Origin of the sequence: Streptomyces sp. NBC_01077 (assembly GCF_045162855.1) — a bacterium.
Classification (GTDB): Bacteria; Actinomycetota; Actinomycetes; order Streptomycetales; family Streptomycetaceae; genus Streptomyces.
On record NZ_CP108669.1, the window covers coordinates 539,449 to 564,619 of the forward strand.

20 protein-coding genes and 4 pseudogenes are annotated in these 25,171 nt (G+C 69.0%); 16 read left to right on the plus strand and 8 right to left on the minus strand.

Translation table 11 applies throughout. The features are described from left to right. Positions 1-50: 50 nt before the first annotated feature. Positions 51-521: an ATP-binding protein gene (locus OG462_RS02420; protein WP_406053996.1), complete on the plus strand. Its 471-nt coding sequence runs from the start codon at positions 51-53 to the stop codon at positions 519-521. A gap of 746 nt (positions 522-1,267) precedes the next feature. On the opposite strand, the gene OG462_RS02425 is transcribed toward OG462_RS02420, so the two are convergent. Next, positions 1,268-3,937, minus strand: coding sequence for a LuxR C-terminal-related transcriptional regulator (locus OG462_RS02425; protein ID WP_406053998.1), 2,670 nt, complete (start codon positions 3,935-3,937; stop codon positions 1,268-1,270). Between the two features lie 109 nt (positions 3,938-4,046). Next, positions 4,047-4,331: pseudogene (locus OG462_RS02430) on the minus strand (transposase); the annotation flags it as partial. A gap of 246 nt (positions 4,332-4,577) precedes the next feature. On the opposite strand from OG462_RS02430, the gene OG462_RS02435 reads away from it, so the two are divergent. Continuing rightward, a protein-coding gene (locus OG462_RS02435) for an IS3 family transposase (RefSeq protein WP_406053589.1) occupies positions 4,578-5,779 on the plus strand; the annotation gives its coding sequence in 2 pieces (ribosomal slippage) (positions 4,578-4,863 and positions 4,863-5,779; 1,203 coding nt in all). Between the two features lie 753 nt (positions 5,780-6,532). Here the strand turns inward: OG462_RS02435 and OG462_RS02440 are convergent. Both OG462_RS02440 and OG462_RS02445 read right to left on the minus strand, forming a co-directional pair. Continuing rightward, a pseudogene (locus tag OG462_RS02440) lies at positions 6,533-7,203 on the minus strand (nucleotidyl transferase AbiEii/AbiGii toxin family protein). Next, a complete protein-coding gene (locus OG462_RS02445) occupies positions 7,200-7,562 on the minus strand; it encodes a hypothetical protein (RefSeq protein WP_406054000.1) in 363 nt (120 codons plus the stop codon). The pseudogene OG462_RS02440 and the gene OG462_RS02445 overlap by 4 nt, the downstream one beginning before the upstream one ends. A 117-nt stretch (positions 7,563-7,679) precedes the next feature. On the opposite strand from OG462_RS02445, the gene OG462_RS02450 reads away from it, so the two are divergent. Continuing rightward, entirely contained in the window at positions 7,680-7,901 is a 222-nt protein-coding gene (locus tag OG462_RS02450; protein WP_406054002.1) for a hypothetical protein, read from the plus strand. Positions 7,902-8,063: 162 nt separating this feature from the next. Here OG462_RS02450 and OG462_RS02455 read toward each other — a convergent pair whose 3' ends face one another. Next, positions 8,064-8,591, minus strand: coding sequence for a flavoprotein (locus tag OG462_RS02455; RefSeq protein WP_406054004.1), 528 nt, complete (start codon positions 8,589-8,591; stop codon positions 8,064-8,066). Then, a pseudogene (locus tag OG462_RS02460) lies at positions 8,588-9,518 on the minus strand (transcriptional regulator); the annotation flags it as partial. The pseudogene OG462_RS02460 and the gene OG462_RS02455, both read right to left, overlap by 4 nt. A 116-nt stretch (positions 9,519-9,634) precedes the next feature. Here OG462_RS02460 and OG462_RS02465 point away from each other — a divergent pair. Next, positions 9,635-10,272, plus strand: a pseudogene (locus OG462_RS02465) (helix-turn-helix domain-containing protein); the annotation flags it as partial. A 295-nt stretch (positions 10,273-10,567) separates the two neighbouring features. Next, positions 10,568-11,251 carry a hypothetical protein gene (locus tag OG462_RS02470; protein WP_406054006.1) on the plus strand — a complete coding sequence of 228 codons (684 nt, stop codon included), beginning with the start codon at positions 10,568-10,570 and terminating at the stop codon, positions 11,249-11,251. 83 nt (positions 11,252-11,334) lie between these two features. Here OG462_RS02470 and OG462_RS02475 read toward each other — a convergent pair whose 3' ends face one another. Then, positions 11,335-11,520: a DUF397 domain-containing protein gene (locus OG462_RS02475; protein WP_406054008.1), complete on the minus strand. Its 186-nt coding sequence runs from the start codon at positions 11,518-11,520 to the stop codon at positions 11,335-11,337. Positions 11,521-11,536: 16 nt separating this feature from the next. Beyond that, a complete protein-coding gene (locus tag OG462_RS02480; RefSeq protein ID WP_406054010.1) occupies positions 11,537-12,415 on the minus strand; it encodes a helix-turn-helix domain-containing protein in 879 nt (292 codons plus the stop codon). A gap of 290 nt (positions 12,416-12,705) precedes the next feature. Here OG462_RS02480 and OG462_RS02485 point away from each other — a divergent pair, with 290 nt between their 5' ends. The 11 genes from OG462_RS02485 to OG462_RS02535 all read left to right on the plus strand — a co-directional run bounded on the left by OG462_RS02485 (position 12,706) and on the right by OG462_RS02535 (position 24,929). Continuing rightward, positions 12,706-13,680, plus strand: coding sequence for an ATP-binding protein (locus OG462_RS02485; protein ID WP_406054012.1), 975 nt, complete (start codon positions 12,706-12,708; stop codon positions 13,678-13,680). A 26-nt stretch (positions 13,681-13,706) separates the two neighbouring features. After that, the gene (locus OG462_RS02490; protein ID WP_406054014.1) at positions 13,707-14,198 is read left to right on the plus strand and encodes a hypothetical protein; all 492 of its coding nucleotides are present in this window, start codon (positions 13,707-13,709) and stop codon (positions 14,196-14,198) included. A 136-nt stretch (positions 14,199-14,334) separates the two neighbouring features. After that, positions 14,335-14,931 carry a hypothetical protein gene (locus tag OG462_RS02495; protein ID WP_406054016.1) on the plus strand — a complete coding sequence of 199 codons (597 nt, stop codon included), beginning with the start codon at positions 14,335-14,337 and terminating at the stop codon, positions 14,929-14,931. A gap of 173 nt (positions 14,932-15,104) precedes the next feature. Beyond that, complete coding sequence (locus OG462_RS02500; RefSeq protein ID WP_406054018.1) at positions 15,105-15,728, plus strand: hypothetical protein; 624 nt, start codon at positions 15,105-15,107, stop codon at positions 15,726-15,728. A gap of 55 nt (positions 15,729-15,783) precedes the next feature. Further along, a complete protein-coding gene (galE, locus tag OG462_RS02505; protein ID WP_406054020.1) occupies positions 15,784-16,797 on the plus strand; it encodes a UDP-glucose 4-epimerase GalE in 1,014 nt (337 codons plus the stop codon). After that, on the plus strand, positions 16,794-17,675 hold the full coding sequence (locus OG462_RS02510; protein WP_406054021.1) for an NAD(P)-binding domain-containing protein: 882 nt from the start codon (positions 16,794-16,796) through the stop codon (positions 17,673-17,675). The genes galE and OG462_RS02510 overlap by 4 nt, the downstream gene beginning before the upstream one ends. Then, positions 17,672-18,409 carry a hypothetical protein gene (locus tag OG462_RS02515; protein ID WP_406054023.1) on the plus strand — a complete coding sequence of 246 codons (738 nt, stop codon included), beginning with the start codon at positions 17,672-17,674 and terminating at the stop codon, positions 18,407-18,409. The genes OG462_RS02510 and OG462_RS02515 overlap by 4 nt, the downstream gene beginning before the upstream one ends. Then, on the plus strand, positions 18,406-19,599 hold the full coding sequence (locus tag OG462_RS02520; protein ID WP_406054025.1) for a radical SAM protein: 1,194 nt from the start codon (positions 18,406-18,408) through the stop codon (positions 19,597-19,599). The genes OG462_RS02515 and OG462_RS02520 overlap by 4 nt, the downstream gene beginning before the upstream one ends. Positions 19,600-19,665: 66 nt before the next feature. Further along, entirely contained in the window at positions 19,666-20,529 is an 864-nt protein-coding gene (locus tag OG462_RS02525; protein WP_406054027.1) for a radical SAM protein, read from the plus strand. 31 nt (positions 20,530-20,560) lie between these two features. After that, complete coding sequence (locus OG462_RS02530; RefSeq protein WP_406054029.1) at positions 20,561-21,775, plus strand: protein-L-isoaspartate(D-aspartate) O-methyltransferase; 1,215 nt, start codon at positions 20,561-20,563, stop codon at positions 21,773-21,775. A 727-nt stretch (positions 21,776-22,502) separates the two neighbouring features. Next, on the plus strand, positions 22,503-24,929 hold the full coding sequence (locus tag OG462_RS02535; RefSeq protein WP_406066326.1) for a helicase-associated domain-containing protein: 2,427 nt from the start codon (positions 22,503-22,505) through the stop codon (positions 24,927-24,929). The last annotated feature ends 242 nt before the right edge of the window (positions 24,930-25,171 follow it).

A 25,171-nucleotide genomic window follows, 5' to 3' on the forward strand; every position in this document is an offset into this window, starting at 1 on the left:
GTACCAGAAAAAGCATCCCGGCTCCCCGTTCCGGACAGGCTGTGATCCCGATGACGACCACCACGATCTCCCGCAGCCGGCAGCAGCGCACCGCGCCGCAGGCCGTCCCGGCCGGTGAGCGTGTGTTCGGCATGCCGCTGGAACACGGGCCGCTCGCACCCTCCACCGCCCGACACGCCGCCCGCCCGGTCCTGGCCTCCTGGGGACTCACCCAGGACCAGATCTACGACACCCTGCTGGTCATCTCCGAACTGGTCACCAACGCCGTCACCCACGCCCTGCCCCCCGTCGTCCTCCACCTGCACGCAACGGCGGACGGTTCCGGCCATGTGCAGGTCCACGTCAGCGACGGCGGCCCCCAAGCCGCCGCAGCCGCCACCAGCTGGGCCGCCACCCGCCCCGACGACGAACACGGCCGCGGCGACACCATCATCACCGCCCTCGCCCACCACACCGGAACCGGCTCCGACCCCGGCATCGACGGGCTCATCAACCACTGGGCCGACCTCTCAGCGGCCTGACCCACTCCCTGCCCCGATACCGGAAAAGACACAACAGCCGGCCCGGCCCACCCGCAACCGGAGGCGGACATACGAGCGGACGAACTGCTCCAGACCCACACCATGTGGTACGGGGACACCGTCCTACTCTGCCTGACCGGAGAGCTCGGCCTCGCCACCGCCCCGCTGGTCAACCGGGGCCGCCGCCACGGCACTGGCCGGGCGCCCCCGGGCCCCCTGCCTGGACCTCACCGGCCTCACCTTCTGCGACAGGACGGGGCTGCGCGCGCCGAGCCAGCTCACCCACCAAATCCACACCGCCCGCACGAACCTCCACCTGCCCAGCCGGAACCCCGACCGGCAAAGAACCCTCCACCTCTCCAGTCCGCATACCCCTGGCTCCCGCCCACCCTCCTGCACTGACACCACAAGCAGCAGCGGGCCGCCACGACCGCGGCCCGCCGGCGAAACGGCGGGCCCTGCACGCGTGACGTCACAGCCCATGCCGTCGTTGAAGCTGACGGACGCGTGAAGTGCGTCCCTGTCACATGGAGACGCGGCCCTCGTGAAGGGGGCTCCGGACAACGCCTCGCCCAGGGCCCCCACTCCACTTCTCAGCCACCGTCGGCTGCAGCCTGTCACTCCTTCTGTGTTGCGATGACTCCTGGAATCCGCCGGGCGGGGCGGGCGGCCAGGGGCGTGCGCCGGGGCAGGCTTCGGTGGCCGACCAGCGCAGCGCGGTTGCAGGGCACAGCGCAGGGCCTACCTCAGGGGTCGACCGGCCGGGGGCGCGGTGCAAGGGTGTTGGCGAGCTCTCTACGGCTGGTGACGCCGAGTTTGGTGTAGGCGTGCTGGAGATGGTTGTCGACGGTGCGGACCGACAGGTGCAGGGCCGTGGCGATGTCCTTACTCGCCACGCCGGTCGCTGCCAAATGGGCGACCTCCTTTTCACGCCCGGTGAGCACTTCCGTACTCTCAGCCGGTGCCAGCAGCCGGGTGCGGGCGTGGCAGCGGTCAGCGCACGTCTGGGACTGGAGGGCGGCTGCTGTGGCGCGCCGACGGTTGCCGACGCGGCCCCAGGCCACGGCCGCGCTGTTGGCAGCCTCGGCGGCGAGCAGGTCGGCGCCCATCCCCTCCAGCTCGCCGGCGGCCGCCTGCAGCAGGTCGGGATCGTCTGTCGCCAAAGCGGCTGCGAAACGCGCCCGGGCGGGAACCAGTGTGCCGTCGCAGACTTCCGCGAGCTCGGCCAGACGTCCGGCCACATCACGCGGAGCGCCCAGGCGGGCCACATCCGTCAGCAACAGTGCCTCCGAGGAGACATGCCCCGTCTCACGGGCGGACGCGGCCGCATCGAGCAGCGTCGTCCGGGCTCGGCCAAGATCGTTTCGGGCGGCGTGCAGCCAGGCTTCCCCAAGGGACTCCTCGCCCACCAGAATGCCCGAGACCGGATGCTTGTGGCTCTCAGTGACGATGGCCTGCGCAGTGGGCAGGTCTCCCAGGAGCGCGGTGGACGCTGCGAGGCTCGAGTCGAAGAGCCGCATTCCGAAGAAGTCGTTCTGCTTGTGGGCTTCCGCCGCCGCCTCGTCGTACAGGTCACGTGCCGCTCCCATATGTCCTGCGATGAACTCACAGCGCCCCGTGTAGAACGCTCCCCACAGATATGCGATGGGAAGATTCTGCGATATGGACTGCACAATGATCTCGTGGCCGACAGAAAGGGCATCGGAGAATCTGCCTTCCTCCACGAGAGCTATCAGAGTGGGGATCCGCTGGAACAGAGGCTGTTGAAAAAGGGACCTGTACTCATGGCGGAGGTGGGTCTCGTACGCCTTGGCGGCCATGTCGATCGTCTTGGAGGGGTGCCCGGCAGAAGCCAGGGTCGCACCTCTTATCACTGCCGCGTACAGCCATGCGTCGAGGGCCTGCTGATCATCAATGTCTTCTTCCAGGTCGTCCATCACCTCAAGGAGGCGCAACCCCTCAGACGTCTGCCCTGTCACGCAGCGCAGAATTCCCTCGTTGACCCGGAGGATCTTCCTCCCTGTTCCTCCCTCGACTCGATCTTGAGCCTGCATGAGCACCTTAAGCGCGTCGTCCATCCGGCTTTGAGTCTGGAAGTTCATCTGCCGCGCCTGGGCGATACCGATGATCTCCGCCTCGGTTGTGGCGGTTTCGTATGCGCGGGCGAAACTGATCTCTGCTTCGTCGAGCTCTTTCAAGCTCGTGTAGGCCTCGCCGAGAAGGAGACCGGTGGCAGAGGACTGCTGCTGGGGCTCGAGGGCGCTCAGCAGGGCGATTACCTGCCGGTAGTCGTGGGCGTGGCGGGCCAGTCTGGCGGCCTGGATGAGCAGGCCGGGTGCGGCGGTACCGCCGACGGCCAGCTGGGCGGCGGCCAGGCGCAGGGGATCGTCACGGCGACGGGCTCCGTGGCTTTCCACCCGCTGCACCTGCCCCGCCAGCAAGGAACGGCGGCGCACAGCGGGGATCTGCTCTCGCAGAACCTCCCCGTACAGGGGGTGGGCGAGCTGCACGGTGGAACGACGCCGGTCCAGGGTGACAGTGATCAACCCTGCCTCTTCCAGCCGTGTCAGTGCCGTGGGGGTGGTCTCGCTCTGAACGTCGGCCAGCGACAGCGGTTCGGCCAGTGCCAGCAACTCCAGCACCGGGCGGGCGGCGGGCGGCGCGGCATTGAGGCGGGCGGCGATCAGCCCGGCCAGTTGGGGAGTACCGACCCCAAGATCCCCGGCCAGCTCCCAGGCACCCGGGTCACCGACTAGAGTTCCGGCATGCAACGCGCCCTGGACCAGCTCCCACAGGTACAGAGAGTTCCCGCCAGAGGCGGCGTATAGCTCCTGCAATGTGCGTCGCCTCACTGGGCCACCCAGCGCAGCGCGCAGTACCTCTTCCGTCTGCTGCTGGTCGAACACCTCGAGGTCGATACGGTGCACCGCATCCCCGCCGATCAGCGACCCCACCGCATCGCTCAATGGTTCGCCGGTGCGGATCGTGCCGATCACCCTCACCACCCCGGCATCAGACAGCTGCTGCAGCAACACCGCCGACGTCGCATCCAAGAGCTGCAGGTCATCCACCAGGAACGCCCATCGCTGACGCTGCGGCCCCGCCAGCACGCGGGCCATCGCCGCAAAGCCCTTCACCGGGTCCGACATGTCCACCCCGTCCGGCACCAGATGCGCAATCGCCCACAACGGCACCGTGCCCGCAGTCTGCGACGCTGTCGCCCGACCACCCTTAAAGCCCTCCCCCACCGCCTTTGCCAGGCACTCCTCAGCGAGCCGAGACTTCCCCACACCGGCCGGACCGCAGATCACCACCCCACGACAGCGCCGATCCGCCCACCCCTCGGCAAACGACTGCAGCTCCTTTTCCCGCCCCGTCAACGGCCACCGCACCACCCCACGCTCCCGCACGGCCATGCCAGCCTCCTCCGCGAGGCCAGGAACACCTCATCGCATTCCACGATACGCATCTGAGACGCGGCCGGGAGTCTGCAAGGTTTTAGGTGTACTGGGTAGGTTTGTAGGCTCAGATTCGGTTGTTGGTGAGGCGGTCGTCAAAAGCGATGCAGAAGGCCTGGAGGGCCGGCTTCCAGCGAGTGGTCCAGCGTTTTCGTCCTGTGCCGGCCGGGTCCAGGGACATCACCGCGAGGTAGACGCACTTCAGAGCCGCGTTCTCGCAGGGGAAGTGGCTTCGGGGCCCGGATGGCCCGGCGGATGCGGGCGTTCACCGGCTCGATCGCGTGGTGGTGCAGACGGTCTGGCGGATCTCGGCGTCGAACTGCAGGAACGGGACGAACTCGGCCCACGCGTTCTCAGCGGCACGAGCACCGCTGTCGAGCTCATCTGCGAGGCCGTGGCGCACCGGGGTGGAGCGGTCCGGGTAGCCGCCACCGACCTGTACGTCCAGGCTCAGACCGACCTGTGCCGCCTGGCCGCCGCCGAAGCAGCCCGCGACGGCCCGGCCGCGCACGTCAGCGCCTCGCCCTCCATCGGGCCTTGACCCCTGATCTTGGACACACGAGAGACTGGATCCTGTGGATCTGAGGACGGACATCTCGTGGTCATGAAGAACTATCCGCCGGAGTTCAAGGCGGACGCTGTCGCGCTGTACCAGTCGCGGCCCGGAGCGACGATCAGGCAGATCGCCGCTGATCTGGGGATCAACCCCGAGACGCTGCGCAACTGGATCCGGGCGGGCGGCGCGAGCCGTCCCCGCGGTCACCGGGCGGAGGAACCGGCCCGGCCACCGGTGCCCCTGGAGGCGGAGAACGCCGCTTTGCGCAAGAAGGTCCGTGAGCTGGAGGAGGAACGCGAGATCCTGCGGAAGGCGGCGAAGTATTTCGCCGGGGAGACGCGCTGGTGAACCGCTTCCAGTTCGTCGCCGACCATCAGCGCCGCTTCGGCGTGAAGCGGCTGTGCACCATCCTCTGTATCGCCCGCTCCAGCTTCTACCACTGGCGCGCGACAGCCCCCGACCGGGCCGCCCGCCAGGCGGCCGACGCCCGCCTCGCAGCCCGGATACGGGCCGTGCACCTCGAATCGGATGGCACCTACGGCGTTCCCAGGATCACCGCCGAGCTCCGCGCGGACGGCGAACATGTCAACCACAAGCGGATCGCCCGCGTGATGCGAAGCATCAATCTGCAAGGAGTGCGGCTGCGTCGCAGACACCGCACCACGATCCCGGACGAGGCGGCCGCGAAGACCCCCGACATGATCAAACGGGACTTCACGGCCGACACGGTGAACAGTAAGTACGTCGGTGACATCACGTATCTCCCTTTGGAAGGCGGGAAGTTCTTGTATCTGGCCACCGTCATCGACCTCGCCTCACGGCGTCTGGCCGGCTGGGCACTCGCGGAGCACATGCGAACCGAGCTCGTCACCGACGCCCTGGCCGCCGCCCAGCGAACCCGCGGCAGCCTCGCCGGTGCGATCATGCACACCGACCACGGCGCGCAATACGTGAGTCGGGCATTCGCCGAAGCCTGCAGGTCAGCAGGGGTGATCCAGAGCATGGGCACGATCGGGTCCAGCGCGGACAACGCACTCGCCGAGTCCTTCAACGCAGCCTTCAAACGGGAAACACTCCAAGGCAGAAAGTCCTGGCCCAGCGAGCGCGAAGCCCGCCTCGACGCATTCCGGTGGCTCCACCGCTACAACACCCGGCGCCGTCACTCCCGCCTTGGACACCGCAGCCCCATCGCCTACGAAACAGCAGCCACAACACCATCAACTACGCTGGCCCAAGCCGCATAACCCGTGTCCAGTATTCGGGGTCAAGGCCCATCGACGTCACCGAACTCGACTACCCCGCCGTCGGCGCACTCGTCCGCACCGGCATCGAATGGCCCACCGCTCACGCCGTCCATCTCGCTCAGCCCACAGCGGACTTGCCCACCAGCCGCCCGGTCCTACCACCGCACCGCAGCACTACGCCAAGACCGGCATCCGCCCATCAAGCTGTGACCCGGCCGCACCCTTGCGGACGCATCCGCACTACCGCAACGGCCGCCCGCCGACGACCTTGTCCGGCACGCCGAGACGGCCGCCCGTCCCCTCTTACCGGCGCATTTCCTCGGCATGCCGCAGCCCTCGACCTTTCGCTGTTCTCGCGGGGCCGGTGTGATCAAGCTATGTGCTGGATGCCTGCCTGGGCCCAGGCTTGGTGGACGGCCTGGGTTCCGGCGTCTGCGGGCTGGCCTGAGGTGATGGGGAGAAAACGGGTAGCAATGATCACGCGGCGGCCGAGAAGTCAGAACGGTTCACCCTGTGATCTGGCCACAGATCCGGGCCACCTCCAAGCCCGTCTGGCTCCCGCCCGTTCCAACCCGCCCTGCCCCTGCCGTATCGGTGCTGGCACACGATGGGTCCCACCCGGGGGCGTTCACACATGCTGATCGGGAGAAGGATGCGAAACCCCGCCTACGCCGTGTGTGTGACCCGGCGCCGGTGCCGCGTCACACGAAGAGACCAGGGCGGTGCAGGCTGTCGGGCCAGGGTGAACTCGTTCTACTCGTCGTCTGGGGTGTACTCAGCCATGAGTCGCGCGTCGAGGTCGGCAGCCCAGGCCAGGGCCCAGGCCCGTAGGTCGGTTGTCTGGTCTGGGGTGAGGTGGTAGTCGGCGTAGTCCTGGTCATCCCACCAATCGGCGCCTGCGAGGCGGTCACGCAGGTCATGGAGGCTGAAGTCGAACCTGGCGTGGCGGCGGCCGAGGCCTTCGAGGTCGGCGTTGGTGCGGTGGCGGGAGGCGGCATGGACGTCGATCAGGTCGCGGACCGCGCCGCGGTCGGCCAGAGCGCGAACCTTGGTGCCGATCACGTCATCGAGGGCGAGGACGGGCCCCGTACTCGGTGGCGGTGGGCGAAGCCCAGAAAACCTCTTTGAGGATGTCGACTTCGCACTCCTCACCGCTGGGGGTCGGTGATGAGGAGCCGGCTGGAGAGCTGGTCGGTCTCGATCTGCCGCACCAGCCAGCCGAGCTCCGTCAGGCCGACTCTGACGGTGTGGACGATCTCTGCCATCGGGGCGGGGTTTTCGGTGGCGTCGTCCAGGTCCTGGCTGAGCCGGTTGACCAGGCCGTGGGCCTGGACGACGTAGCCGCCGGTGATCACAAGAGGGTAGGGCTCGCCGATGGCAAGGACGTCAGCCAGAAGCCGACGGTGCAGGCCGTCCAAGTTCACGCGGCGGACCTCCGAGCTGCGGCGAGTTCGGGAAAGGCGTCTTCCCATGCCTCGCGCAGGGGACGGCTGATGAGGGTGCGCAGGATCGGCCACTGGCTGATCAGCAAGTCCTGGTCGAGGAAGGCTTCCAGGTCCTCGCGCAGCCCCTCGGCGAGCACGGTACGGTACAGGCCCATTCGCGAGCGTACGCCCTCAAGCTGATAGCTGCGCCGCCCCGACCAAACGACATGCAACGGCAGGTCGACCGTGCCCTGAGTGGGGCCGTTCAGGTCTTCCAGCCGGGCAGGCAGCCGCCTGCTGTAGCGCGTGCGCAGCACGTCGAACGCCGACGGCACGGGAACAGCACTGGAGGAAGCCATAGCCCCGATTATGGCGCGCCGTCGCTCGCCAACGCTACGCAGCGGGTGGCTTTCACCGGCTTGGCGCACCGTTGACCGTGCCCGGCCGACGCGGGGTGCGGCTGTCGTTGCTCCCGTATGGGATGCCCCAGGTGCGGTCTCTCACCCGGAGCGCTGCTGTACTGGGACACCGGACAGCGAGCCGGTCACGTCGCGCTCTGCCTGCGAGACGGAAAGATCGCCTCCAACGAGTTCCGCCGCTACGGCTACATCGACGCCGTCAACGCCACCGACATCGAAACCGTATGGGGCGCCACGTACCTCGGCTGGGCACCGCCATACTTCCCAAGCGGTGGATGAGAGGCGATGAGCATGCCCGGTCATCGTCCGGTAGTTGGCCGTCGGTTGCGTGGGCCCGGCCTGTTCCTCCAGGGAACGCAGAACGCGCTTCCTGGAGGAACAGCGAACCTGTTCCGTCTCGGAAGACCCACGCCACAGTGGTGAGAGCAGGTCGGATCAGGTTCAGTCGATCTTGCCGCCTAGCAGGTCCAACGCCTCCTCCCACTGGAAGCGCTCCGCTCCCCCGCCTGCCTTCGGCCGGTGCGGCTCGTACGACCCCACCATCACACCCATCTCCCGTAGTTGGTCCAGACTTCGGCCGTACGCCGGGTGCGCGACCATAGCCGCGTTCACGTACGGCAGGACCACGGTCGGGATCCCCATCCCGTACGCCTCACACAGGATGCCCAGGGCAAGGTTGTCGGCGATGCCGGCGGCCCACTTGTTAACCGTGTTGAACGTGGCGGGCGCAACGGCGATGGCATCGGCGGGCGGGAGTGGACGCGAGTCGCCAGGGCTGCGCCAAGCCGAGCGGATGGGGTAGCCGGTCTGGGCCTCGATCGCGTCGGGGCCGAGGAAGCCGTGCCCTTGAGGTGTGGCGATGACGCCGACACCACAACCCTGCTCCTGCGCGGCGGTGATCAGCTTGTGAGCGTCGCCCGCGATGCCGGCGGCGCAGACGACGACGTACAGGAACGGTTGTGCGGTCACGCGCGGACTCCCAGTCGGCGGCTGAAGTGGTGGAGCTCGGGCAGCGTACGTCCCCGGTCGCGGGCGACCAGGTCGCGGACGGCGGGGCGGCGTACGTCCTGGGCGGCACAGGTCTCGGCGATACGGAGGGCCTGGTAGCCCTCAGCGAGGCGGCCCTGCTGGTCGTAGGCGCGGGCGGCTTCGACCCACAGCGCCGCTCGGCGTTCGGGGACGGGGATGTGGCGGCGATGAGGGGTGCTGCGGTGCTCAGGGCAATGCCGGCGTGCCGAAGGCAACGGAGCGCTCACCGCGTGGAGGGCGCAATCGGTGGGGCTGAAGCTGGCCCAGGCCTCGGGGCGGTCGAATGCGACGTAACGAGCGATGTCCCCGGTCTCGGTCGAGGAACTCGCTGGTGGCTTCGCAATCGTCGGCCGTGCTCGCGGCAGTCATACCGCGTAGGAGGAGGAGACCTATGGCCGCGCGGTAGCGCGGGGAGCGCTGGTCGTATGAGCCTGCGAGCTCACCCGCGCTGTGCCGAACAAGGGTGACGGCCTGGGCAGTGTGTTTCTCGCGGGTCAGGACATGGGCGCGGACGCTTGAGGCGAGAATGGCGGGGTCGCCGGAGTGTTCTGCTTCGGCCATGGCGCGGCCTACGGCGAGCCAGGCGCGCCATGGTCTCCCTGCTTGAGCAGCAGGCTCGTGGGGGTCTGGTAAGCGGTGACGCCAGGAGCCCCGCCATAGCCGCGTCACCATGGGGGCCGCCGGCTGCCTCGCGCAGGTCGGCGATGACTCCGGGAAGAGCGGCTTCCAGCGCTGCGCAATCGCAGGTGAGCAGAGGCGGCGGGCCACGGCGACCCGTGATTCCAGGGACTTCTTCTCCGTGCCGTCCGCTTGGGCGGAAGCCGTGCGTGAGCCTGGGAGTAGAGCGCGGACAAGGTCGTCGTGGGCTGTAAGCCGGATCTGGGGCCCCTCGGTATGGCCGAGACCCGCTACTGCCCCCTGCCGGCAGACACGATCGCCCAAGGGGCTCACGTGGCCGTCCGGCCGCAGGTACCGTTCGCCGTATGGCGTACGAGCTGGAGGAACAGGAGGCCATCGGCCGCCGGATCAAACGGCGACGACTCGGTCTCGGAATGGCCCAGGCCGACTTGGGCGAGGCGATCCACAAGTCCCAGGGGTGAGTGTCCAAGGTCGAGCGGGGCCGGATCGAGCTGGACCGGGCCGGGCTGATCAACATGATCGCGTCCGCGCTGCACTGCCACCCCAACGACCTCATCTCCCGCCCCTACCTGGGCAGTCCGAACGACGAGCAATGGCAGCCGGCGGCCGCGCCGATACTGCGCGAACTCCGCCGCTACGACCGCACGCCCGTGTTCCCGGGCGAACCTCGCTCGTCGACCTCGCTGTGGTCGGACATGACGCCCCTTCACCGTCTCCGCGACGCGGCCGCGAACGTGGCGATACTCCGCAGCCTGCCGGACCTCCTGCGCGAGGCTCATGCCCTGGCCGACCGGTCGCGTGGTCACGAGCAGGAAGAGGCGTTCGGGATCTACGCGGTGTGCTGCAAGTTCGCCCACACCTCCGCCCACGCGCTCGGCCACCCCGAGCTGGTCGCCACCGCATGCGAGCGGGCCGCCTGAGCATCATGTGGGCCACCGCAGACTGGGCCGACGCGAGCACCGCATCGGCCTCGCCCGCCAGGCCGCCCTCACCACCGTTCGTGCCTTCGAGGAATGGTGTGCCGAGCGAAAGCGGGTCGCCCATCCATGCACCACGGCCACGTACCCCTCGTACGGCCTGCACCTCATCCGGCGCGGCAAGGCCGACGAGTTCGTCCCGGACACCGTCCGCCAGTACATGAGCCGCATCTACAACTGGCAGACCGAGGGCATGCGGCCCGGCCCCACCGAGGTACGAGCCAGGATCCGCGTGTGGCGCGAGGCCTGGAAGGAGAGCGGTGGCGAGGTCAATCGATCAGCAGTGCTTACGATCCCTACTTGCTCAGGTGTCTGGAGCAGTGCGACGAGACCACGCACATCAGGATCCGGGACGCCTTCGCCCTGGCCCTCGCGTACCACAACCTGCACCGCCGAGTGGAACTGACGGACCTGCTGGTCAAGCAGGTGCGCGTCATGTCGTCGGGACTGCTCGTCGTCACCGCCTCCTCCAAGACCGACCAGGACGGCAAGGGCACACCCCCCGAGTTCCTGAAAGACCGTGCCGACACCCAGCTCGTCGCCCGCGCGAAGGCCTGGTTCGAGGTGCTTGCAAAGCTCGGGGCAGACGGGCCAGACCAGCCCGTCTTCCGCGCACTCACCCCGCGGGGCAACCTCGCCTCACGGACCCTGGCCACGAAGCGCGGCGACCGCATGAAAGGCGACGCGATCAACGCCCGGGTGCAGCTACTCGCCGACCGCGCAGGCATCCCGTACATCGCCGGGCAGAAGGTCACCGCCCACAGCCTTCGCCCCGGCCCGAACACCGACATGATCGCGGCCAAGGTTCCGCTCGCTGAGCGGAACCGGCGCGGCCGGTGGGCGCCTGAGTCCCGTACGGCCGATACGGTCTATCACCGGCCCGAGATCGTTGAGGCGACGGACCCGATGGACTCCGTGCCCATCGGGGGCCACCAGGTCAAGACAACCGGTGCGGCAGCATGTGCCGAGGCTGCCCCCGGGTGACCTGGGCCTCTAGACTGGCGGCGAACGAAGGCGGCCCCCCTCAACGCATCTGAGGGGGGCCGCCATTCTTCGGACGGCTGGGACTAGGCGTTCGGCTCCATCGAAGCCACGAAGGTTGCCCATGCACCGTGGTGTACGACGAAGGCCGGCCCGTCGGTGACCTTAGAGTCAGTCACGCCCACCGCGCTGACGAGGGCCGCGACCTCAACGCAGGCACCGCCGTTGCTGTCGCTGTACGAAGACTTGAACCAAGCGGTCGGGGGGGCCACCTCGGAGGCCCGCAGGTTAGTAGCGATGGCTCTTCCATCCTTGCGTGAGTTGGTACAGGAAATCGGCCGTTGCGGCCGGTGCCAACGCGCTCTCGCGCATGGCGTCGAAACCGCGGATGGTGTTGGCAACCGTCCGCCGGTCGTCCGTGACGGAGATAGTGTTCGGTAGGTCTGTCTGAACCACCGGATCCACCTCGTCAGGGAAGTCGAGAAGGATGAAGTTGGACCTGGCCCGGTACGTGACTGTGTGGTTCGGAAGGATCAGAACGGTCACGTTGTCCAGCTTGCTCAGCTCGATGACCTCGTCGTACTGGGCCCGCATTATGCCGGGTCCGCCGACCATCCGTGCCAGCGCTGCCTCGTCCATGATGACCTTGAGCTCCAGGGGGCTGTCCGTGCGAGTGATCAGCTCCTTGCGTTCGAGCCGCAGCTTGATGTTCGTATCGATGAACTCGCTGGTGGTCTCGTCGACGGGCTTGGCAAGCTGGAACAGCGCCCGGGTGTACTCCTCGGTCTGGAGCATGCCGAAGACGACGTCGGGCTGGAAGGCCCGCATGACGTGCGCGGCCTCCTCCAGGCCCCGGTACGTGGGCATCTTGGAGGGCATGAAGCCCTTGTACGGCGTCCAGGGGTCCTTACTCAGGGACTCACGGTGCAGTTGGAGGAGCGTTTCACGATCCCCCTTGTCGATCAGGCCGTACAGGGTCATCAGGTTCTCTAGGTCGGTGGTTCGGGGCAGATCAATGTCGCCCGACTCGACTCGCCCCAGCTTCGTGTGGGAGAAGCCGAGCTGCTGACCCACTTCCTCCTGTGTCAGGCGCTGCGCTTCTCGTAGTCGCCGAAGTTCCCTGCCGAGCTCACGTCGTCGGAATGTAGCTCCTCGCCGCGCTGCCACCCTGTGCCGTCCTCTCCTGCTACGAGTTGGTGCTCACCGAGACCTCTGTCTGTTGCCGCCGCGCTGTCTGTCCCCGAGTGTGCCACCCCCTGTCCCCTCTGAACATGCTCCTGTTGGCGCTCTGGCACATGCCAATTTTCGCTACCTCGCGCATGCGCTTGCACATTAACTCTCACATGCACGACGGTAGTTGAGCCAGAGGATACGCGGGTTGAACCCTTCCGACCGGCCCGTCCTGATCAGCTTTTAGCGGCTTCGGCCTGCCCTCACGGTCAGTGGAGAGGCTCACCATGCAACCCAAACGAGGCGTCGACGATGTGGCACGAACGAGCGATGCTCCCGGCAGCTCCAGGGACCAGGAACGCACCCGACGAGCTGCGACCACCATCGAACAATTAAGCAGGCAGGTACACAGCCGGACGACGCTCGACGAGGTCATCAAGCGCTCCGCCCCGCAAGGTGAGGTTCTCGCCGAGACGGACGCCGCCTGGCCGAAGCGGCTGCGCCGAACTCTCCGGGAGAACTCGGAGCACTGGGGTCGTCCCGACCTCGTGTGTACGGCGGAGCTCCTCCTCACCGAGCTGGTGACCAACGCCCTGCTGCACACGGACGGTCCGACCATCCGGGTCCGTGTCTATGTCCAAGGCCCCCACCTTGTGATCGAGGTCAACGACGGCTGTCGCCATGGCGCCATGCCGCGGCGTGCCGGCCTTGAGGACGAGCACGGCCGCGGGCTTCTTCTCGTGGACGCCCTGGCTGACCGATGGGGCGTCAGTGACGACCGCACGACGGCATGGTGCCTCCTCCTGCTGGCCGAGCACGCCCTAGAGACGGACCCGGCGACGGCGACCGCGCCGATCCGCCACGACACGTCGATGTCCTTGCCGGCCAACCCCCGAGCACTGAGCATGGCCAGCATCCAGGGCCGCATGCTGCTCACCCTCATGCACTGGGAGGGCAACCAGCACACCGCCGTCCAGGCGCTGCACGTTCTGGTGGACAACGCCCTTCGACACGGCATCACACCGGGCGAGCCGGACCAGAAGCTCGAAGCCTGGCTACGTATCACCGAAGCCCGCGAGCTTGTCATCGACGTCATGGACCCGTACCCGTCGTTTCCCGACTTCGAACAGGCTGTCCGCGGGAACCTGGGACGTGGCCTGGAGGCCCTGCGTCGATTCGGAGCTGCCGTCTCCTGGTTCCCCGCCCCAACTGGTGGCAAGACCGTACGAGTCGCCCTGCGGCCCGCTCAGGCAGACCTGTGAGCACCCCCGCCATGACACCTCTGGTCGTGAACACGATTGCCGAGCTGACGGATCACCTGATCCGGGCGGCTGGCCCGAGCTGGGAGATCGCCCCCGCCATGGAGGACCTCACCGCCGTCCTCCGCACCTTCCAGGACGTCACGGCTCAGCGTGAGACCCGTGTGCAGCTTGGTGACGAGCTCTTCGACGTCGTCATCACCGGCTCCGATGCGCAAGCGCGTGCGGCCGTGGCAGAGATGGACGTGGTCCAGGGACGGTGCGGGCCCGTGATCGAGGACCCGGACGCCGGCTGGCTCTACTGGCTGGTGCCGCCCGGGTCCAGCCAACGGTGGGAGCCGCACCCGTACGCCGCATGCCTGGGCGCGCCTCACACCATCATCCTGCCGCCGCTGAGCCGCGCCCTCCCGCCGGGCCCGTACTGGCTCCGGCCCTCGGCGAGCGACCGCCTGGTCCCGGCCGGCCCGCTCTGGGACGCCCCCCCACTGGCCGCCGCAGCGCAGCTCGGCGTGACCCCGTAGACCCCGTGCCTGCCCGAGAGGGTGTCCCCCCACACGTGGCAGGCACGGCCCAAGCGCCCTGTGGACCAGAGCGGACCCGGCTCCGGTCCACAGGGCACCTCATCGCCTTTCAGTAACCGACCTACAGGGGAACGCAGTGCCCAGACCGTCAGTGCCGTACGTGGTCCCGTGGACGGGAGAGACCACTCCGCTCGGCGACATCGTGATCAGCGCGCTCGGTGTCGCCTACGCCAACCCGGTTCGGGACGCGTACCAGGCTGACTTGGACGGCGTGCTGTGGGCGTTGTGCGGGGGGACTCAGACCGGCGGACCCGCGTACGCCAAGGAGCTGCATCCGATGCGGCAGAAGGCCGTGATGATGCGTCCTCTGTGCGCAGGGTGCAAGGAGCTGCCCGAGCGCGACGAGCGCGGGACGCTGTTGCTCCTTCGCCTCCTCGACGACGCCCTGGACACAGTCTGGGAAGGCGTCCGTACCGTGATCCCGCCCATGTGCGAGGACTGCGCGGACGAGGCCAAGGAGAACTGTCCCCGGCTGCTCGACGGCCATGTCGAGCTCCGCGTCAGGGAGGCCGAGAAGGTCGGCGTCAGGGGAACCCTCCATCCTCGCTTCGGTGAATCCGTAGAACCTGATCCTGACGCCGTGGTCCTCTACGACACTCCGGACCGATGGCTGAATGGTCTCCCCACTTCGTACGGAATGGCAGCCGCTCCGCACCTGGAATCCACCCCTTGAACCGCCCTCCGGCACGCCGACCGTACTCACCAGTCCCCCTGGGATCGGACACGTGACGGAGGGCTTGACCCCCTCGCCGGAGAACCGGCTGAGAGGTGCTGGCCGCCGCGAGCCAGCCCCTACGGGCCCCAGCTCCCGTAGACGCCGACCCCTGACCACCGGAGGTGGTACCTGTGGAACACACTCACGAGCACGCTGTTCGGCACCGGGTCGCGACGCTCGGCCCGGCCGGCACCGACGCCGAGGCCGAGGCCCGGCGCTTCTTCGACGACGTCGTCCTTGCGGACTCCTTCGAGGGCGCAATGCGGGCGGCGCTCGACAGCGGGACGCACGCGTTGGTGGCGGCTGGGTTCGTGCAGCGGACCGGCGCCCAGGTGACGGACCTTTGGGTCGACCTGCACTTCCGGCACCTGGACCGCATGCGGATCGTCGGGGTGTGGGAGAGCCCGACCAAGCCGATGTGCGCCGCGACGGGCCCTCGCGTCGCCTGCCTCGCGGACGTCCGGTCGATCGCGCTGCACCCGGCGACGGACGTGTTCGCCGGCCAGTTCACGCCGGGTGCCGAGCGCCTGTACGTCAACGCCAAGCCTCTCGCCGCCCAGCGGGCCGCCGAGGGTGCCGTGGACGGCTGCATCGGCTCCGTGGACGTCGTCGAGCGTCATCCGGAGCTGACGGTGCGGGAGGTCTTCCATCCGACGATGGTCTGGGTCCTCTATCAGCCCCTCGTTCAGGGCGAGTTACCTTCTCCGCGAACCACCATGAACCATGTCAAATCACTGCTACTGTCGGGCGCCTGACAGCCCCGGTCTCCACATTGGCGGACCGGTCCGCGTCCAACTCGGGAGACACCTCATGAAGGTCCTGATCACCGGCGGTGCCGGGTTCATCGGCTCGACCATCGCCTCGGCCTGCCTCGACAACGGCATCGACGTCGTGATCCTGGACGACCTGTCGACAGGCCGCACCGAGTTCGTGGAAGGCCGGACCTGGTACCGCGGCGACATCGCCGACGGCGACCTCATCGACCGGATCTTCGCCGAGCACCCCGACATCCACGCCAGCATCGGCTGCGCCGCGAAGATCGTCGTCCCCGAGTCCGTCGCGGACCCGCTGTTCTACTACACCGAGAACGTGGCCAAGGGCCTGGCGCTCCTGGGCCACCTAAACCGCAACGGCTGCGAGCGGTTCCTGTTCTCCTCCTCGGCCGCGATCTACGAGGCCGGGCAGGGCATCACCGAGACGGCGCCGCTCAACCCCATGAGCCCCTACGCCCGGACGAAGGCACACTTCGAAAACGCGCTGGAGGACATCGCCGCCGGGACGCCGCTGCGCGCCATCTCCCTGCGGTACTTCAACCCGATCGGCTGCGACCCCAAGCTCCGTTCCGGGCTCCAGGTCATGCAGCCCACCCACGCACTCGGCGTCCTGATCGACGCCTTCCACGCCGGACGCCCCTTCCCGGTCACCGGCACCGACTGGGAGACCCGCGACGGCACCGGCATCCGCGACTACGTCCACGTCCACGACCTCGCCCGCGCACACATCGCCGCCGTCCGCCGCTTCGACACCATCACCTCGAACGATGCCGACGCCGCCGCGCCCTACCGCGTGATCAATCTCGGCTCAGGCACCGGCACGACCGTGTTCGAGCTGATCAAGGCGTTCGAGAACGTCACCGGCCGGGCGCTCGCCACCGAGACCGTCGGCCGGCGGCCTGGCGACAACGCGGGCGCCTACCCCGACATCACCCTTGCCGGAGAACTCCTCGGGTGGGAACCGGCCCTCTCCGTCGAGCAGGGCATCTCCGACTCCCTCGCCTGGTTCGCCCGGCGCCCCCTTGTCCTGACCGAAGGAAGTGAAGAATGACCCCTTCGCCCTTACAGGGCGTCCGTCCGACGACGAGGATCCTCGTCGCCGGGTATGGCGCCCTGACCTCCGGGATCCTGCCGCACCTGACCAGCCTCCCGGACGCGGCCGTCACCCTCGCGAGCCGTCACCTCACCGCCTCCCCCGACCCATTGGCCGTCCTGATCCAGCCCGATCACGTCGACCAGGTCCGGCCCGACGTGATCGTCGGCTGCTTCGCCGACGACGAGCGCAGCCAGGCATTCTGGGAACACCCCAGCACCACGACCGCCCTCACCGACTGCCGGCCCGCGTGCATCGAGCTGTCGACCGTCAGCCCTACCTGGGCGGAGGAGTGGCACCAGCGTCTCCAGCACCACGGGACGGTGCCGGTCGAGAGTCCCGTCACCGGCAGTCGGCCCGGCGCCCGCGCGGGGGCTCTCACCGCGTTCGTGTACTCGCCGTCCGTGGACGAGCGCGCTGAGAGGGTGCTGGCGGCGTTCACCCGGAACCGCCACCGCTTCACCGCAGCGGGGCGCCCCGCCCGGTTCAAGCTCCTCTACAACGCGTGGGGCGCGGCCATCCTGCACTCCCTCGGCGTCTACGCCCGGCTCCTTCCGCAGCACCTGGGCGAGGACGCCGCGACCGCTCGCGAGATCGTCACCACCGACGGATGGATGTCCGTCATCGCCTCCATGAAGCTGGAACGGATCCTCGGCGGCGACTACAGCGACCCCGACTTCGCCGCCACCCACATGGCCAAAGACCTGCACTACGCCCGTAACCTCCTGGGCAGCTCGCCGCTCATCGACCTCACCCTGGACGCCTTCGAGGAGACCGTGGAGGTCCACGGTCCGTACGCGGACTTCACCGCCGTCGCCGCCCCGGGCGCGTCATGAGGGCCGCCGACCGGCCCGCGCTCCTGGACTTCCTGCGGAGCGAGCTGGCCCAGTTGGATGCCATGTCTGTGGCCCTGTCCGGTTCCCTGGCCCGCGGTGACTTCCGCACCACCAGCGACGGGACGATCACCTCCGACCTCGACCTCATCCCCCTGGTCGTCCGCGCCACCGATGTGCCGGCCGCCCGCCGCCAGATCACCCCCGTGCTCCAGGCCGTCACCGACCGGTTTGCCATCGACGCCACCGCGGCGATCACCCTCCTCGACGCCTACCGGCGTGTCCCCTGCGCCGCGTACGTCACCAGCATGACCGGCCAGGCCTTCCTGACCGACCCGCTGCACGTCGGGCCCGCCGTCCCGCCCGCGGCGCAGGACCCCGACGAGCGCCTGCCCTGGCTCATCCAGCCCATCACCTACTACCTGGCCAAGGCCTGTCACGAGGACCCGGTCACCAACCTGACCAAGGCGAGATCCGCAGCCCTCCACCTCACCAGTCACCTCGGGCTCGACGACCCCGACACCCTGCGCGACCTACCGCACACCGTCCGGGAGGTGTACGAGCGCTACGACGTCACCCTCCTGCCCTCCTCCGCTGCTTACCTCAACGCCCCCACCTCCCCGGGCCGGTTCCAGGCCGTCCGCGACCTGGTGTTCATGGAGAACCAGGGCATCCCCTTCCCCGACTCCGCGCTGACTGCGCCGCGTCGCCACCAGCCGATCCAGGAGGCCTCGTGACCCGCCTCGACATCTCGATCCTCCCGCCCCACCCGCCCAGCGCCGGATACAACCGGGCCCACGCCCGGGGCAGCATCGCCGACGACTTCCAGCGCCGTCTGGAGCCCGCGAACTTCAACCCAGTGTTCTTCACCGCGCTCACCGGCCGCATCGAGCAGGCGCTCGCGGCCGCGCCTCAGGACCCCGATCTGCGCTACCAACTCGCGTTTCTCCTGCTCCAGAACAACACCACCCTCGCACTCGTGGAGCAGGCCGCCGAGCACCTCGCCTGCAACCCGCACCCCGGCAGTGAACGGCTCCTGACGTTCATCGACGGCATCCGCCACCGCGCCTCGGCCACGGCGGGACCGGGGCAGGTGCGTCGGGTGAACTGGTCGATCAACAACCGGTGCCCCATGGCCTGCCGGGGCTGCTACAACGCATTCGTCGACGGACAGATCACCTTCCGACAGGCCACCACCATCGTGGACAAACTCGCCGACCACGGCGTCACCGACGTTGTCCTCGCTGGCGGCGACCCACTCCTTTGGAGGCCCATCTTCGACGTCATCGACTACGCGGTCGACGCCGGGCTCAAGGTCGCACTCGACACCACTGGCTACACCCTCACAGCAGACCGGCTCGCCCGCCTCGGACGGCTCGCATCCCTGCGCCTCCCCCTGGACGGCACCACCCCCGCCATCCAACGGGCCTTCCGCCGCAGCAAGGACCCGAACCTCACCCAAGCGCTCAACGAATCCCTCGACCTGTGCGACCGCTCGGAGTTCCACAAGGTGAGGGTCCACACCGTCGCCTCCAAGACGAACATCCACGACCTCGCCGCCATCGCCGACAACGTCCTGCCGCGCCCCTCTGTACGACAGTGGGTGATCTTCCAGTGGTGGGACCGCCGCGCCACCGACGCGCTGCGGGAGGAACTCCGAATCGACGCTGAGCCCATCCGCGCAAAGATCACGAAGATCAAGGAGAAGTACCCCGACGCCGACGTCATCCTCGCCGACACCGCCGTCCGCGAGTTCCTCAACTGGATGGTCCTCAGCAGCGGCCAGGTCGTGACCTTCGGCTCCGGCTCCGAGGAAGAGTTCATCATCGGCGACCTCCTGCTCGACGACGTCGAGACCATCGCCAGCCACCCGATCCTCGACCACCGGGCCATGAGCCGTGGCGTCCCCGTTACACCCCGCAGATAACACCGTCCCGCCCACAAGCCCCGTCCTGGCCCGGCATGCTGGGCCCGTACGAACGAGGAGCGCCTGATGACCGCGCTGACCACTGGCCACGCCCCTGCCATTTCGCCCGACTTCCTCTCGCTGGAACTCACCTCCCGCTGCCAGTTCGTCTGCCCCAGCCAGTGCTACACCGAGGCCGGCCCGACCCGCGACCACGGCAGCATGACCGCCCAGGACTGGCACCGACTCATCGACGAGGCCGCCGCCCTCGGCACGAGCACCGTGCAGTTCATCGGCGGCGAGCCCACCCTGCACCCGGCCTTCACCGAGCTCGTCGAGCACGCGCTGCGCGTCGGCCTGAACGTCCGGGTCCACACCAACTTCTACAAGGTCCGTGACGAGCACTGGCCGCTCTTCGAGGACCTGCGGGTGAGCGTGGCGACCACCTACCACAGCGACATCGCCGCCAAGCACGACGCGATCACCGACCGGGTCGGGTCCCATGCGGCGACGCGCGCCGCCATCGTCAAGGCCGTAGGCCGGGGTGTGAAGCTACGGGTCGCCATCGTTGACCACGGGGACGGCCAGCGGGCGCAGCAGGCCCGTGCCGAGATGGAAGCCCTCGGGGTCACCGCCACCGTCGACAAGGTCCGCGCGGTCGGGCGCGCCGCCGGCGGCCTTCTGCCGTCCACGTCGTCGCTGTGCGGGCGGTGTGGCAACGGCAAGGCCGCCATCCTGCCGGACGGCCGGGTGGCACCCTGCGAGATCGGCCGCTTCTTGGCCGCGGGCAACGTGCGCGAGACGCCGCTCGCGGCGGTCCTGGCCAGCCCCGAGTGGGCGCAGGCGCGCGCGAGCGTCCCGGCCCGGACGTCGGCGGACCCGTGCAGGCCGGACTGCGGCCCCTCGGACGACAGCTCGTCCGGGGGCGGCTCCTGCCAGCCGATGGGCTGAGGACGACCGACGAAGAGGAAGAGGAGCGGACGTGGACTGGCAGATACACGCGAGGCGGCTGGCCGACGAGGTCGACCGGCCAGGTTCCCGCTGGGGGGCCGCCGTCGCGGACATCCCCCGGCACCTGCTCGTGCCCCGGTGGTACCAGAGGGACCAGGCGGCAGGCGGCCGGGTGGTCCGCGACGGCGCGGCCGACCCGGAGGCGTGGCTCGCCACCGCGTACAGCGACACCACGCTGGTGACGCGGGTCGGGGCCCTGCACGCCGACGACGCCGAACCCGGCACCGTCGTCACCTCCGGGGTGTCGACGTCATCCTCGACGGAGCCGGGGTTGGTCGTCGGGATGTACCGGCACGCGGAGCTCACCGACGGCTGCCGCACGCTGGTGACCACCGGCACCGGCTACGGCACGGCCCTAGCCTGCCACCGCCTCGGCTCAGACCTGGTGACGAGCGTCGACATCGACCCCTACCTCGTCGCCTCCGCCACCGACCGGCTCGCCTCTTTTGGGCTCCGCCCCAAGACCGCCGTCTGCGACCTCACCCAGGGGCCGCTCCCAGGCCAGTACGACCGGATCGTGTCCACCGTGTCCGTGCCGGCCATCCCGGCCGCCTGGCTCAAGGCCTTGCGTCCCGGCGGCCGGCTGGTCACCACGATCACTGGTACCGGCCTGATCCTCTACGCCGACAAGACCCCGGACGGCGGCGCCCTGGGGCGGACCGCCTACGAGCCGGCCTCCTTCATGGGCGCCCGCCAGGGCGACGACTACGAGGAGACGGTTCCGGCGTCCGTCTGGGACGAGGCGAAGTACGGCGACGGCGAGCCGAGCGTCAGCCGCCACCTGCTCGTATTCGTCCCGGAGACCTGGAGCGTCCGCTCCATGCTCCAGCTCCACGCCCCGGGAATCGAGCACCGCCGCCGGTGGTATCCGGACCGCGGCCACACAGTCTGGATGACCCACCCCGACGGCTCATGGGCCCGCGCCCACGCCGCCGCCCCCCCGGGAAGCCCCCACCGTGTACCAGGGCGGCCCGCGCCGCCTGTGGGACTCCCTGGAGGACATCCTCGACCGCCTCAACTGGATGGGCGAGTTGCCCGTGTACGGCGCCCGCGCCACCATCACCCCCGATGGCGAGACCACCCTCACTCGCGGGAACTGGCAGGCCGTTCTGTAGCCCACCTGACCCGCTTCCTGCTGCGCCCCCGAGGCCCTAAGCCCTGCTCGGGGGCGCAGCTCTTGGTGTAACGGCAAACAGCGGTCACTCCGTCCAAGTAGACGGCCAGCCGTTGACGCTCGGCCACCGCCTGCTGTAGCGCCCCCGAGAGGAACCTGACCGTGCCGACCGTTCTCGACGCCACCGACCAGCTCACCTTCGAGCCGACACCGCGGAGCTGCTGCCGAACGGGAAGATCATCCCCCTGTACCGCCCCACCGGAGCCCGCAGCATAAGCACCACACACGACGAGCTGTCCGACAAAGAGCGCGAGTTCGGATGGCGACGACTCGCCGTGGTCGTCCAGCTCCGCCAGCATCTGACCCGCTACGAGTGCGGCGAGACCCTTACCCACGGCCGCGGTCCTCGCGATGCGCTGGGTGTCGAGGCCCGGGACATCAGCACCGCCTTGATGACTCACCTCGACATCGAGGAAGCGCTCATCTACCGCAGCAGCAACCGGCGCAGCGGCCGCTCCTACCAGCTGCGCCCCGGCGAGCGGCACCCCGACGGTGTCCAGCCAGCTCCCTCGGGCCTGCCGTCGGTTGGTCAGTCCCACTCCTGCGCAGCGGTGATCAGCTTGTGGGCGTCGCCCGATGCCAGCGGCGGAGACGGCGAGTGCCGCGCGCTGGCTCCGCGCGCCGAGAGGGAATCCGCCTTCATACGGTGCCCGCGGATCATGGGGATACGCGATCCTTGGTCTCGGCGCCGGGCTCCGGTCCATGGCTGACGTTCCTTGACTCGCGGGGTGCACCGTTCATGAACTCTCGATCAACGCTGGCGACCTGGCTGGGCAGCCTCGACGGCTCTCGTCTGGCACGCGTGCTCGGGGCGCGGAAGGATGCCGCGTTGCCTCCGGAGCCGCGATCGGTGGGAGAACTGGCCGACCGTCTTCAGCGCCCTGGATCGGTGGCGCTTGCGCTGCCGCAGCTCGCGCTGCCTCATCTCCAGGTCGCCGAAGCGCTGGCGGCTCTGCGCGTGCCGGCGTCGCGCGATGCCCTGGCCGAACTGCTGGGAGCAGCCGACGGTGACACTACCCGCGGGCTGGAGGCTGTGCTGGAGGTTCTGGCTGATCATGCTCTGGTCTGGGCGGACGGCGGAGGGAAGCTCTGCATGGCCGGACCGCTGCGGCAGGCGTGGGACACGCCTCTGGGTCTGGATGGCCCGCTGGAGGAACTGCTCTCCGGCACGGCCTCTGACGAGCTGCGCGGAATGCTGGCGGCACTGGGCGTGAAGCCTCCGGGCAGCAAGTCGCAGCGCCTGGCCGCACTGGTGGAACACCACAGCGACCCGGCCCGGATCTCCTCAGTGGTCGCCAAGGCCCCAGCGGCGGCCCGGGAGCTGCTCGAAGGCCGAGCGGGGGCTGGGCCGAGGCCCCCTCGATTCAGCGTGTCCGGGAGTCTGGGCCCCGGTCCCGAACCGGGCGTCCGATGGGCACTGGACCGGGGGTTCCTGATTCAGGACCGTCACCGCTACGGCCGGGCCCGTATGCCCGCCGAGGTGGCGCTCGCGCTGCGGGGGCCCGGCTGGCACGCCCCATTCCAGCCCGTGTCGCCTTCTGTGGGATTGGCGCCCGTTCCCCTGAGAGAAGTCGACGGCGAGGCGTCGGCCGCCGCCTCGGCGTTCACCGCCGGTGCTGCCTCGGTTCTGTCGGCCTGCTCTGCAACCGCGCTGGCCCGGCTGAAGTCCGGCGGGATCGGTGTGCGTGAACTGGCGCGGATCGGCAAGGCCGCCCAGGTCGGCGACGCCGTCGTACGCCTTGCCCTGGAGACGGCGTCCGCCGTCGGCCTGCTGGCCCGGGACGGCGATCGCATGGCACCCACCGAGGCATACGACGCCTGGGCGGAACAGGAACCCCCGGAGCAGTTCGCCGTACTGCTCCAGGCATGGCGGAACCTGCCGCTCACCCCCACCCGGGCGCGCGACGAAGACAACAAGGCTCTCCCCGCCCTCGTCGGCGCACCACCTTGCAGCGGTTGTGTGGAGGCCCGCCACGGGCTGCTGGCTGCAGCCTCTCGGCTCCCAGCAGGGCAGGGCACGCGGGTCGCGTCGGACCTGGGGCCGCTGATCGCCTGGTACCGGCCCCTCGCCGACTCGTCGGCTGACGGTCCACCGTTCGCCACCGTGATCCGGGAGGCCGAACTCCTCGGCGTGCTCGCACGCGGTGCTCTGTCTGCCATCGGCATCCACCTGCGGACCGGCGACACGGAGGGGCTGGGCATCGAGTGCCGCCGGCTGCTGCCCTCGGCCACCACGACGGCACGGATCGGAGCCGACCTCACCGCCATTGTCACCGGCACCCCGTCCGCGCGGCTGGCCTCACTGCTGGACTCCGTCGCCGACCGGGAGACCAGCGCCACGGCATCGGTGTGGCGGTTCAGTGCCGGCAGCGTCCGCCGCGCGCTGGACGCCGGACGCATCCCCGAAGACATCGCGGCCGACCTGACCGTCGTCGCCGGGCCACTGCCACAGCCTCTGTCGTACCTGATCGCCGACACCGCACGCGGCCACGGGCGCGTGCGCGTCGCACCCGCCGCCTGTGTCCTCTACGGCGATGAGCCCGCGCTCCTGGCGGAGCTGGCTGCCCACCGCAAGCTCGCCAAGCTTGGGCTACGGCAATTGGCGCCGACGGTGCTGATCAGCCGTAGCCCGCTCGGCGCGACTCTCGCCGCACTACGGGCCGAGGGATACGCCCCCGTCGCCGAGACTGCCGAGGGCACGGTACGCATCGAAAACGCCCGGCCCCGGCGGGCCTCCGCTCCCCTTCCGGCTCCGCGTGGCTCCAACGCGAGAGGAGGCCGGATCGCAGTGGCTCACCCGGCGAAGAAATCCGCCGCTGTCGATCCGAGCACCTTGGCGACCCGGTTGCTGGCCGCCCCACCCGCCGCTCACGAACCAGAGCCACTCGACGGCGGAGTGCCCTTCGCCACGGACACCGAGGAGATCGTCACAGCGTGGGCGAAGCGCTTGCCCTACAGCGACATCCGCCAGCTCGCCCATGCCATCGACGCTGGTCAGGGCATCACCATCGAGTACGTCGCTACCTCGGGCAGCCGAACCGTGCGCGCCCTCAGCCACCTCGCACTCGACCCGCCCTACCTCGAAGCGTGGTGCCACCTCCGGGACAGCGAGCGCGTTTTCACCCTCTCGCGCATCCACAGCGTCATGAGCATCGCACCTGAATGAGGGAAGACGAGATCGGCGGGGACGGTATCTCCCGCGATGCCATCCCTCGCGGAGGCTAGCGCATCGGGTGACCAGCACAACGGCGGCCGCTGGGTGGTCGAGCGGACGAACTCCCGGCTGAACAACTCCGGCAAACCCCGCCGCTGCACCGAGCGACGGAAGACCACGGCCCCTACATCGTTCTGGCATGTAATTTCGTCACCGTCCGCCACCTCATCCGCCGGGCCTGGACCCACAACCGA

Excerpts from the sequence above, each read along its gene's own strand:
- OG462_RS02420 (WP_406053996.1), top strand. The coding sequence starts at position 51 with ATGACGACCACCACGATCTCCCGCAGCCGGCAGCAGCGCACCGCGCCG.
- OG462_RS02425 (WP_406053998.1), bottom strand. The coding sequence starts at position 3,937 with ATGGCCGTGCGGGAGCGTGGGGTGGTGCGGTGGCCGTTGACGGGGCGG.
- OG462_RS02445 (WP_406054000.1), bottom strand. The coding sequence starts at position 7,562 with ATGGCTTCCTCCAGTGCTGTTCCCGTGCCGTCGGCGTTCGACGTGCTG.
- OG462_RS02450 (WP_406054002.1), top strand. The coding sequence starts at position 7,680 with ATGGGATGCCCCAGGTGCGGTCTCTCACCCGGAGCGCTGCTGTACTGG.
- OG462_RS02485 (WP_406054012.1), top strand. The coding sequence starts at position 12,706 with ATGCAACCCAAACGAGGCGTCGACGATGTGGCACGAACGAGCGATGCT.
- galE (WP_406054020.1), top strand. The coding sequence starts at position 15,784 with ATGAAGGTCCTGATCACCGGCGGTGCCGGGTTCATCGGCTCGACCATC.
- OG462_RS02510 (WP_406054021.1), top strand. The coding sequence starts at position 16,794 with ATGACCCCTTCGCCCTTACAGGGCGTCCGTCCGACGACGAGGATCCTC.
- OG462_RS02515 (WP_406054023.1), top strand. The coding sequence starts at position 17,672 with ATGAGGGCCGCCGACCGGCCCGCGCTCCTGGACTTCCTGCGGAGCGAG.
- OG462_RS02525 (WP_406054027.1), top strand. The coding sequence starts at position 19,666 with ATGACCGCGCTGACCACTGGCCACGCCCCTGCCATTTCGCCCGACTTC.
- OG462_RS02535 (WP_406066326.1), top strand. The coding sequence starts at position 22,503 with ATGAACTCTCGATCAACGCTGGCGACCTGGCTGGGCAGCCTCGACGGC.